The 11,991-nt window shown below is 69.7% G+C and carries 13 protein-coding genes and 1 pseudogene; 9 read left to right on the top strand and 5 right to left on the bottom strand.

From position 1 onward, the window contains the following. The first annotated feature begins 114 nt into the window (after positions 1 to 114). Complete coding sequence (locus tag HLK59_RS27920) at positions 115 to 666, top strand: Uma2 family endonuclease (protein WP_171144290.1); 552 nt, start codon at positions 115 to 117, stop codon at positions 664 to 666. A 184-nt stretch (positions 667 to 850) separates the two neighbouring features. Further along, positions 851 to 1,516, top strand: a complete 666-nt coding sequence (locus HLK59_RS27925) for a DUF4232 domain-containing protein (protein WP_171144291.1) — start codon at positions 851 to 853, stop codon at positions 1,514 to 1,516. A gap of 27 nt (positions 1,517 to 1,543) precedes the next feature. Here the strand turns inward: HLK59_RS27925 and HLK59_RS27930 are convergent, their stop codons facing one another. Continuing rightward, complete coding sequence (locus HLK59_RS27930; protein ID WP_171144292.1) at positions 1,544 to 1,945, bottom strand: hypothetical protein; 402 nt, start codon at positions 1,943 to 1,945, stop codon at positions 1,544 to 1,546. 166 nt (positions 1,946 to 2,111) lie between these two features. On the opposite strand from HLK59_RS27930, the gene HLK59_RS27935 reads away from it, so the two are divergent. Together HLK59_RS27935 and HLK59_RS27940 are read left to right on the top strand one after the other, a co-directional pair. Beyond that, positions 2,112 to 2,879 carry an intradiol ring-cleavage dioxygenase gene (locus HLK59_RS27935; protein ID WP_171144293.1) on the top strand — a complete coding sequence of 256 codons (768 nt, stop codon included), beginning with the start codon at positions 2,112 to 2,114 and terminating at the stop codon, positions 2,877 to 2,879. Between the two features lie 107 nt (positions 2,880 to 2,986). After that, on the top strand, positions 2,987 to 3,493 hold the full coding sequence (locus HLK59_RS27940) for a hypothetical protein (RefSeq protein WP_171144294.1): 507 nt from the start codon (positions 2,987 to 2,989) through the stop codon (positions 3,491 to 3,493). 2 nt (positions 3,494 to 3,495) lie between these two features. Here HLK59_RS27940 and HLK59_RS27945 read toward each other — a convergent pair whose 3' ends face one another. After that, positions 3,496 to 3,966, bottom strand: coding sequence for an ATP-binding protein (locus tag HLK59_RS27945; RefSeq protein WP_171144295.1), 471 nt, complete (start codon positions 3,964 to 3,966; stop codon positions 3,496 to 3,498). Between the two features lie 160 nt (positions 3,967 to 4,126). Here HLK59_RS27945 and HLK59_RS27950 point away from each other — a divergent pair, with 160 nt between their 5' ends. Further along, positions 4,127 to 4,912, top strand: a complete 786-nt coding sequence (locus tag HLK59_RS27950; protein ID WP_171144302.1) for a helix-turn-helix transcriptional regulator — start codon at positions 4,127 to 4,129, stop codon at positions 4,910 to 4,912. Next, complete coding sequence (locus HLK59_RS27955; RefSeq protein ID WP_171144296.1) at positions 4,909 to 5,133, top strand: DUF397 domain-containing protein; 225 nt, start codon at positions 4,909 to 4,911, stop codon at positions 5,131 to 5,133. The genes HLK59_RS27950 and HLK59_RS27955 overlap by 4 nt, the downstream gene beginning before the upstream one ends. Here HLK59_RS27955 and HLK59_RS27960 read toward each other — a convergent pair. Beyond that, positions 5,087 to 5,737: a DUF4360 domain-containing protein gene (locus HLK59_RS27960; protein ID WP_171144297.1), complete on the bottom strand. Its 651-nt coding sequence runs from the start codon at positions 5,735 to 5,737 to the stop codon at positions 5,087 to 5,089. The genes HLK59_RS27955 and HLK59_RS27960 overlap by 47 nt on opposite strands. 225 nt (positions 5,738 to 5,962) lie before the next feature. Between HLK59_RS27960 and HLK59_RS27965 the strand changes: the two genes are divergently transcribed. Beyond that, positions 5,963 to 6,805, top strand: a complete 843-nt coding sequence (locus HLK59_RS27965) for an intradiol ring-cleavage dioxygenase (protein ID WP_171144298.1) — start codon at positions 5,963 to 5,965, stop codon at positions 6,803 to 6,805. An 11-nt stretch (positions 6,806 to 6,816) separates the two neighbouring features. Here HLK59_RS27965 and HLK59_RS27970 read toward each other — a convergent pair whose 3' ends face one another. Then, complete coding sequence (locus HLK59_RS27970) at positions 6,817 to 7,728, bottom strand: sulfite exporter TauE/SafE family protein (protein WP_171144299.1); 912 nt, start codon at positions 7,726 to 7,728, stop codon at positions 6,817 to 6,819. Positions 7,729 to 7,870: 142 nt separating this feature from the next. Then, positions 7,871 to 8,329 (bottom strand): Rrf2 family transcriptional regulator, encoded by a 459-nt coding sequence (locus tag HLK59_RS27975; RefSeq protein ID WP_171144300.1) that lies wholly within the window; start codon positions 8,327 to 8,329, stop codon positions 7,871 to 7,873. A gap of 92 nt (positions 8,330 to 8,421) precedes the next feature. On the opposite strand from HLK59_RS27975, the gene HLK59_RS27980 reads away from it, so the two are divergent. Then, on the top strand, positions 8,422 to 11,370 hold the full coding sequence (locus tag HLK59_RS27980; RefSeq protein WP_171144301.1) for a beta-galactosidase: 2,949 nt from the start codon (positions 8,422 to 8,424) through the stop codon (positions 11,368 to 11,370). A gap of 14 nt (positions 11,371 to 11,384) precedes the next feature. Then, positions 11,385 to 11,991, top strand: a pseudogene (locus HLK59_RS27985) (hypothetical protein); the annotation flags it as partial.

Genomic DNA, 11,991 nt, shown 5'->3' on the forward strand with positions numbered 1-11,991 from the left:
GCGGGCGGCTCGCGGTCCAGTAGCGTCACTGGCCGTGACCGGAGATCGCAGATCTGTAGAAGGAGCCACCTCCCTCACCGCCGTATCATGGCCGCACATGGGAAGGAGTCCTTCATGAGCGTCGACTCGATCATGCACACCGAGTTCCCCAAGGGGTACACGGTCCTGTTCGGGGCCGACGGAAAGGTGATCATGACCCCGCAGAGCGAAGAGCACTCCAGCACCATCAGGTCGATGCAGATCGACTCTCTCGCTCTCGGCCGTCACGCGAAGGTCACCTCCGACGTCTACATCGACTTCCCCGCCGACGAGAACTCCGCCCCCGACCTGGCCATCCTGCGTGAGGACGCCCGCAAGGACGGCAAGCGCTACAGCTTCGAGGACGTCCTGCTGATCTCCGAGGTGGTCTCGACCTCCTCCGCACGCAAGGACTACGACGACTGCACCGCCAAATACGGGCGCTACGGCATCCCGATCTACCTGATCGTGGACCCGTACGCCCAGGAAGTCGTCCTGCACACCCAGCCCACCGGGTCCGGCTACATCGCGGCGCACACCCATGCCTACGGCACCGGCAAGCTCCCCATCCCCCTTGCCGACGGCCGTACCTTCACCCTCGACCTCGACGAGCTCCCTGTACCCGAGCCGGAAGCAGATGCGGGCTGAGGTGCCGCCCGGCACTGACCGCGTACTCGAAGTCTGCTGACGGTTCGTTCACTTCGTCTGTGATCTTTCGGCGGAACCGCCCCCTCCCTGTACCTGATCGGCAACAGACGCGTACTCCCCCGCGAGGTCAGCGCGTCCCATGGGGCAAGCTCTGCGTGCCATCACCATCACCACGGGGGACACCATGAGCATGCCTGCCGGCAGGAACCGTACGTACCGCAGAGCCTGGAGGAGCTACGCCCTCGGCGTCGCCGCGGCGGCCGCGCTGCTCGCGAGTACAGCGTGTGAGCCGGGGACGTCGGACGCGGCGGGCGAGGCGAAGTCCTCGAAGTCGGCGAGCGCGACAAGTTCGGCGACGCCGAGTCCGACCGCTTCGGCGGGTGCGGGCGACAGCGGCGACGACGGCTCCGGTGTCCCGCTGTGCACCATCGAGGACCTCTCGGTCTCCGCGCAGAACTACGACGGACAGGGCGAGGACGTCCGGCACATCCTGCTCACCGTCCAGAACGCCGGCGACCACAAGTGCGACGTGCAGGGCGCCCCCGAGGTCACGCTCGGCGACGCCCAGGGCCCGGCCCCCGCGAAGGCGGAGACCGACTCCGGCGAGCCCATCACCCTCGCTCCGGGCGACGAGGCCTATGCCGGTGCGCTCGCGACCGGCGGCAAAATGGACACCTACGACGTGACGTCCATGACCCTCGGTCTCGGGAGCCCCGGCGGGGAGAGCGAGGCCGGTGCGGAGGTCGACGTGCCCATGCCCGTCGACTCCTTCCCCGCCGACGACGGCCAGTGGGTGAGCTACTGGCAGGGCACCGAGGGCCTCGCGATGCGCCCCGTCACCCAGTCCTGACGGCCCCCTCCCGGGGCCGCGGCGCGGTCAGACGGCCCGCAGCAGCCCCTCGACGGTCTCGGCGTCCGTTTCGTTGAGCAGCATTCGGACATCCCCCTGCCCGGGGACGTCATACCGTAGGGTCACCAGTCCGGTGCGCCAACTCGGCTCGACGCGGACTGAACCGCTCCGCGGAAGGGGCACGGGAGAACGGCCTCGGCGGGCGAAGGTCAGCTGCCCGCCGTCTCCGGTCACCACCTTTCCGTACACGAAGGCCTTTTTGCCCATGCCCGCCGGCCAGGAGATCCGACACGGGAAGCTCGCGGTGCCGGAGGAGGCCAGGGTGGTGGCGCGGCGGGCCGCCCGTCCGCGCTGTGCCCCGAGGGCGACGGCGGTGACTCCGGCGCCCACCGCACCGAAGATCAGCAACTCGGGCAACAGACTCGGCATCAGGTCTCCCATCCCAGGTCAGCACGCCGATCGGGGCATTGGACCACACGTACCCTCCTCCGAGCCGACACCCTGTCGGCATCCTGTCTCGCAAGAAACTTGACGATCTCTCACTTTGCCTAACTGACAGCTCGTCGACAGCATGCCTTCCTACGGTGCCGTGTTCATGACAGACACTTCGGAAGCAACCCCCACCCCGATCGGGCGCCGCACCGTACTGATCGCCACCGGCGCCACGGCAGCCGCTCTGGCCGTGACCGCCGCCGCACCCGAAGCCCCCACAACCGACGCGGCCGACGCCTCCCCCGTCGCCGCCGCGGCCGTCTGCACCCTCACGAAGGAGATGACCGAAGGCCCCTACTACCTCGACGGCGCCCTCGTCCGCGCCGACATCCACGAGACCAAGACCGGCTTCGTCCTGAAGCTGGCCCTCACCGTCGTCAACGACGACACCTGCGCGGTGATCCCCAACGCGCTGGTGGAGATATGGCACGCCGACGCCCTCGGCGAGTACTCCGGCTACGTCGGCAGCAACGGCCACAGCGAACCGGACAACGGCACCTTCCTGCGCGGCGGAGTCCTCACCAACTCCAGCGGCGTCGCCAACATCACGACGGTGTACCCCGGTTGGTACCGCGGCCGCTGCGTGCACATCCACGTCAAGGTGCACACCGGCGTCACGCTCACCTCCGACGGCTCGTTCACGGGAGGCACCGAAGTCCACACCGGCCAGCTCTTCTTCGACGAGACGATCACGGCGAGAGTGGGCGCGCTGTCGCCGTACTCGGCCAACACCGTCACCCGCACCACCCTCGCCCAGGACTCCATCTACGACGAGGGAGGCGCCGCGTCCGGCCTCCTGACCCTGGCGGCGATCGGCAGTTCACCGTCGTCCGGCTACACCGGGACCCTGACCCTCGGTGTAGAGGTCTGACCCCGTACATGAGCGATACGGCGGCCGTCTCCCCAGCGCGCAGGGGGGCGGCCGTCCCTCGCTGTACCGTCTGCGGGGACGATCACCGAGGCGGGAGGGGCGGAAGAATGGCTGACGGCCTCCGGTTCGACTGGGAGCTGAGCGGCAGCGGTTGGGCGACGTGCCGTATCGGAGACGGCATCGCGCAGTGGAAGGACGTCGTCAGCTACTGCACGGACGCCCTGGCCGATCTGCTCCATGGCGTGGCGGGGCTCTATGGCCCCACCCCCGTCCAACGCTTCTCCTTCGACCTGGAACCGGCCGAGGCGAGGTGGGTCCTGCGTGGCAGGGGCTCGGACGTCGACATCGCGATCCACCACTTCCCCGACATGTCGGCGAGCTTCGACGCTCCCGACCTCGACGGCGCGCTCCGCTGGAGTTCCGCACAGCCCAGGACCCGTCTCGGGCACGTCGTCGTGGAAGCGGCTCAATCGGTGCTACGGCTGCACGGTGAGGACGGCTATCGGGCAAAGTGGGTTCAGCACCCCTTCCCCGTCGCCGCGCTCCAGGATCTTCGCCGGCTCCACCTCCGGCACGACGGATGCGCACTCCCGCATGACGTGGCGACGCCCTGAACTCAGCGCCCCTCACCCCGTCGTAACAAGCCCAGCCACCCCGGCACATCCACCTCCGCCCGCACCGTCTTCCCGGGCGGCGGCTGCCGGTCCACCACCTCCCAGCGGTCGGCCAACGCGTCGACCAGCACCAGGCCGCGCCCGGCTTCCGCCAGCGGGCGCGGTCTTCGTACATCGATGACGGCCTCCTCCCGCGTGTCGGTGACCTCGACGCGAACGCTGCCCGACACGAGGGAGAGACCCAGCTCGAAGTCCCGCCCCGGCACCCGGCCGTGCGTCACCGCGTTCGCGGCGAGTTCCGCCACGATCACCGCGACCGTGTCGGAGACGTCCCCGCCGTGCGGGATGCCCCACTCCTGGAGCTGGTTCAAAGCGAGGTGCCGGGCGAGGCGGGCGCCGCGGGGCGTTGCGCTCAGGCGCTGCGTGAACACACGTACGGTCAGCCGACTTCGCGGTGGGGGTGGCGCTGTCATGCGCCCAATCTGACGCCCCTGACCTGCACTTCACCAGCTCCACGCCGCGTACGCTGCGGCAGCGTACGCGGTCACGGGCTGGACAGTACGCGTGACGGAACGTAACCATGACCGCGGGAGGTGACCGACTGTGGTCGATGAGCCAGAGGCGTCGGACAGCATGCGGACGTTCGGGGCAGTGTTGCAGGCATTGCGCGAAAACGCGGGGCTGAGCCGGGAGGAGTTCGCCGAGCTGGTCCAGTTCTCCAAGCACACAGTGGCTTCAGTGGAGTTGGGAAGGAGAATGCCGGACCAGGCGTTCGTGGAACGGGCGGAGGATGTACTGGGGAACACGGGCGCCTTACGGAAGGCGGCCGCGTGTCTGGTGCGGCAGCCGGGGCTGGCGTCATGGTTTCGCCAGTGGGCACGGATGGAGGCCCAGGCCATCACGCTCTACACCTACGAGTGCCGGATGATGCCGGGGTTGTTGCAAACGGAGGCGTACGCGCGGCAGCTGTTCGACGACGAGTTGCCGCCCCTGAAGGATGAGCAGATCGAGGCACAGTGGGTGGCTCGCGCCGAGCGGCAACGATTGTTCCTGGAACGGCCGAACACCGAGTTCAGCTTCATCGTCGAGGAGCATGTGTTCCTGCGTCGCACAGGCGGCCCAGACGTCACCCGTGAACTCATCGATCATGTGGTGGAGTTGTCACGCCTCCGCAATGTCGAGGTCCAGATCATGCCACTGGTTCGAGAGTCGCACCCCGGCCTCCATGGCGCGATGCAGCTCCTGGAGAACCCGGACAGCAAGTGGTTCGCCTACACGGAGGCCCCCGAGAGCGGCCAGCTCATCTCGAACCCGAAGATCGCAAGCGTGCTCCAGAAGCGGTATGCCAAGATGCGTGCGCAGGCTCTATCCCTCGAAGACTCCGTGAGCCTGTTGGAGCGGATGCGAGGAGCCCTATGAGCACCGGCGAACTGAACTGGGTCAAGTCCAGCTACAGCAGCAGCGGCTCCGGCGACTGCCTCGAACTCGCCCTCACCCCCACCACCATCCACATCCGCGACTCCAAGACCCCCAGGGACCCGCACCTCACGCTGTCCCCGGGGGCCTGGCAGAGCTTTGTCTCCTACGCCGGTGTCACTTCCCCGGGCACTCCTTCCACGCCATGTGGTACACCGTGCTGATGTCCCCGTCCGTCGAGTCCATCGTCATGAAGCTGACCTTGCTCGCGGACGAGGTCCCCGCGTTGACCCGCAGCTCCGTGTTGATGTTGAAGTTGCGCTGAACTCCGCAGGGTGCCCAGACGAGTTGGGCCCAGTCGGTGGTGTCGGTGGCCTGCCAGTTGTCGTTGAGCGGGCCGTTGAAGGGGTGGGTGCGGAACGCCGTGCTCGGTGAGCCCTGGAAGTAGTACGAGGCCCGTTGCGTGCCCGTCGCCCCCGACTGGAGTGCGGCGAAGCCGCGGTAGTCGGCGCTGGCGATGGCGTACGTGAAGCCCTGCGGGACGTGGACGATCAGGTTGAGCTGGCAGTTCTTGCGGAAGGCCGTCGGGTCCGAGTTGCCGCCCGCCTGGGCGAGGTAGTCGCTGTAGGTCACCGTGAAGGCGGTGTTGTCCTCGGAGACGGCGACCGCGGTCGTACCGGCGGGGCAGCCGGAGCCGTTCACCGTGGCGACCTTGATGACGATCTTGTCCGGCGGCGGGTCCTCGAACCCGTCGGTCGGGCCCTGTGCGGGCAGTGCGGTGGTGAGCAGAGCGGCGAGCGCGCCGCCCAGCAGGAGTCCACCAGCCATGGTCTCTCCTTGAGGGGTTGGGGGGTGGTTGTCGCACCCCGGACCGTAGGGAGAGACACACCTCGCGGTCAGGGCGATCTCAAGCCATTCACAGACGCGGTTTTCACATTTTCTTCACAGTGTCTGAACTCTGCGGAAATAAGGGGCTGTTGAGGAATCCGTCCCCAGCTTATTCACAGCCGCACATTAAGGAGTTCTTCAGGTACGCCTCTAACTTCACTCGGCATGACGGGAAACAACGAGCACAACGAGCAGCAGGCAACCGGTAAGCACCGCCTGGACAACAGCGTCAAGCGGCGTCGTGTCCTCATCGGCGGCAGCGGTGTCGCCGTGGCCGGCGGTCTCGCGGTCGCGGGCATCGCGTCCGCCGACCCGGGCGGGAACAGGCCCACGCAGGGATCGACCACCTCCGCCTCCGCCTCCACCGAGGCCTCCACTTCGGCGACCAGCAGCGTGTGTGTGCTGAACGCCGAGGTCACCGAGGGTCCCTACTCCCTCGACGGTGCCCTCGTCCGCGAGGACATCCGCGAGGACAAGGAGGGCTTCGAGGTCCAGTACACCTTCACGGTCGTCGACGTGGCGAACGACTGCGCCCCGCTCGCCGACGCCCTGGTCGAGATCTGGCACTGCGACCACCTCGGCGAGTACTCCGGTTTCGTGGGCGGCAACGGCCACACGGAGGAGGACAACGGCACGTTCCTGCGCGGCGGTCAGATGACCGACGAGAACGGCGAGTGCAACATCACCTCGATCTGGCCCGGGCACTACGTCTCGCGCGCGGTGCACGTCCATATGCGGGTGCACACGGACGTCACGCTCACCGACGACTCGTACACCGGCGGCGAGATCATCCACACCGGTCAGCTCTTCTTCGACCAGGACATCAACACCGAGATCCAGGCGACCTCGCCGTACTCCGCGAACACCACCAAGGAGACCCTGCTGGAGAACGACGGCATCTACGACGACGGCGGGGCCTCCTCCGGCCTGCTGACCCTGACCGCGCTGGGCTCCAGCGTGTCCGACGGCTACACGGCGACCCTGACCGTGGGCGTCGACAGCGACTGACCGTAAAGGCCCTATGCGCTGACGGGCCGCCGTCCCGCCGCGTGCTCGCCCTCCGCCGCCTTCTCCTGACGGTAGGCGCGGATCGAGTACGTGAGGGCGGCGGCCCACACCGCGTAGAGCAGCACGTACACCACGGCACTCACGGAACCGCTCGCCCCGATCCAGTCGCTCTTCAGCAGCGTACGGACGTTGGTGACGATGATGACGCCACCCACCGCGGAGCCCAGGACCCGCGGCGGGACCAGCCGGACCAGCCAGGCGGCGATCGGCGCGGCAACCAGGCCGCCGAGCAGGAAGGCGAGGACCCAGCCCCAGTTGAGGCCCTGGGAGCCGAGGGAGAAGAGGAAGCCCAGGCTCGCGGCGACCGCGACCAGGAACTCGCTGGTGTCGACCGAGCCGATCACCTTGCGCGGCTCCATCCGCCCGCTGGCCAGCAGCGCGGGCGTACCGACCGGCCCCCAGCCGCCGCCACCGGTCGCGTCGAGGAACCCGGCGACCAGACCGAGCGGGGTCAGGAACCGCTTCCGCAGCGGCTTGCCGAGCTGGTTCTTGGGCAGGCCGCGGAAGGTGAAGCGGGACATGACGTACAGGCCGAGGCCGAGCAGGATCAGGGACATCACCGGCTCGGCGACCTCCGTCGACAACGACGACAGGACCGTCGCGCCGAGGAACGAGCCGATCGCGCCGGGGACACCGATCCTGGCGACGACCTTCCAGTCGACGTTTCCGAAGCGCCAGTGCGAGGCGCCGGACATCAGCGTCGTACCGATCTCGGCGAGATGGACCGTCGCGGAGGCCGCGGCCGGATTGGTACCCATGGCGAGGAGCAGGGTGGTGGAGGTCACGCCGTAGGCCATGCCGAGGCTGCCGTCCACGAGCTGGGCGCCCAGGCCCGCGAGGGCGAGCAGTATCAGCGTGCGCATGGGGAGGTCCCGTCCGTCGTTTCCTGGTTTTCCCACCGGGGAGGTAGGGATGAACGGGACGCGACGGTAGGGCGTCAAGCTGAGGACAGCCTGAGACCCGGATGAGCGCACTCACAGACAGGGCGCACCCACGGACAGGGGCCTACGGGTTCTCCCAGGCCGCCGGCTCCGCCGCCAGCGCCTGTACCGGCCCGGGCAGGGCGTCCGCGGCGATGTCCGCGATGGTGACGCCCTCCAGGATGCGGCGCACATTGGCCCGCAGCGCGATCCACAGGGGCAGCAGCGGCTGGGCGGAGCCGGTGTAGGCGAGCTCGGTGGGGCGTTCACCCCGTACGGAGACGATGGGGCCGTCCACGGTCCGGATCACATCGGCGACCGTGATCTTCGCCGCGTCACGGGCCAGCCGGTAACCGCCGTTGCCCCCGCGCCGGCTGTCGACGACACCGCCCCGCCGCAGGTCACCGAGGATGCCCTCCAGGAACTTGTGCGGAATGTCCTGGGCTGCGGCGATGGCCTCCGCCTTCACCGGGCCGTCGCCCTGTCGTACGGCGAGCTCCAGTACCGCTCGTACCGCGTAGTCCGCCCGTGCCGAGATCCTCATGGGCCCATTGTGAGGCGTGCCGCGCCGGGCGTGGAGAATGGTCCCTCCCTCGCGTCCCGGGAAACGCAGGCACAACAGGAGGCGACGCTCGCGTGGAGCTCAGCAGACGAACCTTCAGCGCCCTGGCCGGCACGACCGCGCTCGGCCTGGCGCTGACCGGCAGTGGCGGTGCGCTGCCGTCCTCCGCCGCGCCCGGACTCGTGCCCACGGGCCCTCCGCCGAGCCCGCCGACCGCCGACGGCAGCGGGCACACCGTCGGCTTCGACCGCTGTTCGCTGCTGGTCGACGGCCGGCGGCTGGTCCTGTGGTCGGGCGAGATGCATCCGTTCCGGCTGCCGAGCCCGTCGCTGTGGCGGGACGTGCTGGAGAAGATGCGGGCGCACGGCTACAACGCGGTGAGCGTGTACGTCCCGTGGAACTTCCACTCCCCCGCGCCCGGCGAGTACGACTTCACGGGCGTCCGCGATCTGGACCTGTTCCTGCGCACGGCCGCCGGGACCGGTCTGTACGTGATCCTGCGCCCGGGCCCGTACATCAACGCCGAGGTCGACGCGGGCGGTTTCCCGGGCTGGCTGACGGCGACGGAGGGCAGGGCCCGGACCACCGACCCCACCTACCTTGCGCACGCCGACGAGTGGCTGACGCGGGTGAACGCGATCGCCGTCCGGCATCTGTACACCAAGGGCACGGGCACGGTCCTGCTCTACCAGATCGAGAACGCGTACGACGTCACCGGTGCGGACGCCCGCGCCTACATGTCCCACCTGTACAAGAAGGTGCGGGCGGACGGGATCGACGTCCCCCTCTTCCACAACGACAAGACCCGCGAGGGTCTTTGGGCGCCCGGCTCTTTCGACACCGGCGGGGAGAAGGGGAGTTGGCTGTACGGCTTCGACGGGTATCCGGCGCCCGACGAGGTCCCGCAGGACTGGGGGCGCTTCGGCACCCGGCGGGCGCCGGCCGCGAAGGCCAGCCCGAAGACCCCGGGTTTCCTCCCGGAGTTCGGCGGCGGCCGGCCCGATCCGTGGGGCGGGGCGGCGTTCGGCGGCAAGGGGTACGAGGAGGCGCGGCGGACCCGGGACGCGGCGTACGAGCGGCGCTTCCATCTCACCAACCTCGCCAACGGGATCACGCTGCACAACGTCTACATGACGTTCGGCGGCACCTCGTGGGGCTGGCTGCCGGCCCCGCAGGTCTACACGTCGTACGACTACGGGGCGGTCCTGGACGAGGGGCGCCGGCAGACGGCGAAGCTCGCCCCGATGCACCAGCTCGGCCATCTGCTGCGGCATGTCCCGGACTTCGCGAAGCTGGACCGGGCCAAGGACGTGACCTCCCCCGACGACCGGCTGAAGGTGTACCACCTGACCAACCGCGACACGGGCTCCCATGTCTACGTGGTGCGCAACGACTCCGCCGAGGACGTCACCGTCCCGCTGCCGGACGCCGGCATCGAGGTCCCGATGACCGTCCCGGCCCATGACGCCCGGCTGATCACCACCGAACTGAAGCTCGGGCGGCGGACGTTGAGGTACGCCACCGCCCAGCTCGCGATGTTCGTCGCCGCCGGGCGGCAGGACATCGCCGTCTTCTCCGGCCGGCACGGCGACATGGCCCAGGTCGTCCTGGAGTGCCCGGACGAGCCGGAGGCGACCCGCCTCGACGCGGAACCGGCGTGGATCTACGACCGCGGTCTGCTGCGGGTGACCGCCCCGCTCGGCGTCGGCCTGCTGGCCCGCGTGAAGGTGGAGAACGGCGGCTCCGGGCGCCCGCTGCTGCTGTGCTTCGCCGACGACGAGACCGCGCTGCGGCTGTGGCCGTACGAGACCCCGTCCGGGACGGTGCTGGTGTACGGCCCGTCGCTGGTGCGGTCCGTCACGCTGGAGGGCTCCACCGTGCACCTCACCGGTGACACGACCGTGCTGACCGGCCTGGAGGTGTGGGGGCCGCGCGGTATCGGCCAGGTCACCTGGAACGGGCAGCCGGTGCCGACCCGGGTCAGCGCCACCAACAGCCTCATCGCCCTGAAGCCCCTGCCCGGTGTGGGCGCCGTGTCGCTGCCCGCGCTCGACACGGGCTGGCTGCGCCGCACCGAGAACCCCGAGTCCGAGCCGGACTTCGACGACTCGGCGTGGCGACAGGCCGACAAGAAGAGCTCGTTCAGCACCACTCCGGTGCCCGAGGGACAGCCGGTGCTCTTCGCGGACGACTACGGCTTCCACTACGGCGACGTCTGGTACCGCGGCCGCCTCACCGACGCCGAGGACGTGAAGTCGCTCTCGCTCGCCTACAGCACCGGCACCCAGGGCCTCCTGATGGCCTGGCTGGACGGGGAGCCGCTGGGCACCCACCGGATGCCGGTGCCGGACAAGAGGACGGCCCGGAAGGGCAGTTGGACGGCCACGGCGGACTTCGAGGTGCCTCAGGAGCTGAGGGACCGGGACGAGCATGTGCTGTCGGTCCTGGTACGGCGGATGCAGCACGACATGGACGGCGAGTGCCTCGACACCCACAAGGCGGCCCGGGGACTGACGTCCGCGCGGTTCAAGGGAGCCTCGCCCAAGGTGAGTTGGCGGGTCCAGGGCGCGGCGGCGGCCGATCCGGTGCGCGGCCCGCTGAACAGCGGCGGTCTGTACGGGGAGCGGGAGGGCTGGCACCTTCCCGGCCATGACGACGGCGACTGGGAGCCGGTGAGGCTGCCGCGCGAGGACCGGCGGCAGGGCGTCACCTGGTACCGCACGTCCTTCCGGCTGTCCGTCGACCCCGGCATCGACGCCTCCATCGCCCTCACCCTCGACGACGACCGGAAGCGTGCCTACCGGGTGCAAATCTTCCTCAACGGCTGGAACATGGGCCAGTACGTCAACGACGTCGGCCCCCAGCACACCTTCGTCCTGCCGAACGGCGTCCTGCGCACCCGGGGCGGCAACACCCTCGCCCTGGCGGTCATCTCGGACGGTACGACACAGGCGGGCCCGAAGGACGTACGGCTGACACTGCTGGGCGCGACGACGGGCGGGGTGACAGTGGCGAACGTCTGAGGAGGGGAGACCTCGTGCGAAGACGGCGGTTCATCAGCGGGTTGGTCGGGGCGGGGGCCGGGATCGGGCTGGTCTCGTCGAGCGGCGGCACCGCCACCGGGGTCGCTGCGGCCGCCGCACCCCGGGTCCCCGGCCCGCACGACTGGCAGACCGTTCCGGCCCCGGCCTGCGCGCCGGCCGCCCAGCTCCTCGGCGTGGCGGCCGCGGGCCCGGACCTCGCGTGGGCCGTGGGCGAGGAGGGCCGCAGCGGTGGCACCCGCGGGGTGCCGCTCGCCCTGGTGTGGGACGGCGACGCGTGGACCCGCCTCGATCTCGGTCATCTCGGCCTCACCGGCGGGTATCTGCGCTCGGTCGCCGGTTCGGCGGGCGCCGCCTGGGCCGTCGGCACCGACGCGGCGGGCGTCGCCCGTCTGCTGCGCTGGGACGGGACGACCTGGCAGGAGTCCCTCTTCGCCGGGCGCCTGGCGTACGGGACGAGCCTCACCGGTGTGACGCTGGACGCCAAGGACCGCGTCTGGCTCTCCGGCCGCAACAGCGACGGCTGTGTGCTGCTGCGCGGCGTCGTACACCCAGACATCGCCGTCCGGTGCCACGCGGACACCGGCCGGGGCGCTGGTGGGC

Source organism: Streptomyces sp. S3(2020), from assembly GCF_013044505.1.
Lineage (GTDB): Bacteria > Actinomycetota > Actinomycetes > Streptomycetales > Streptomycetaceae > Streptomyces.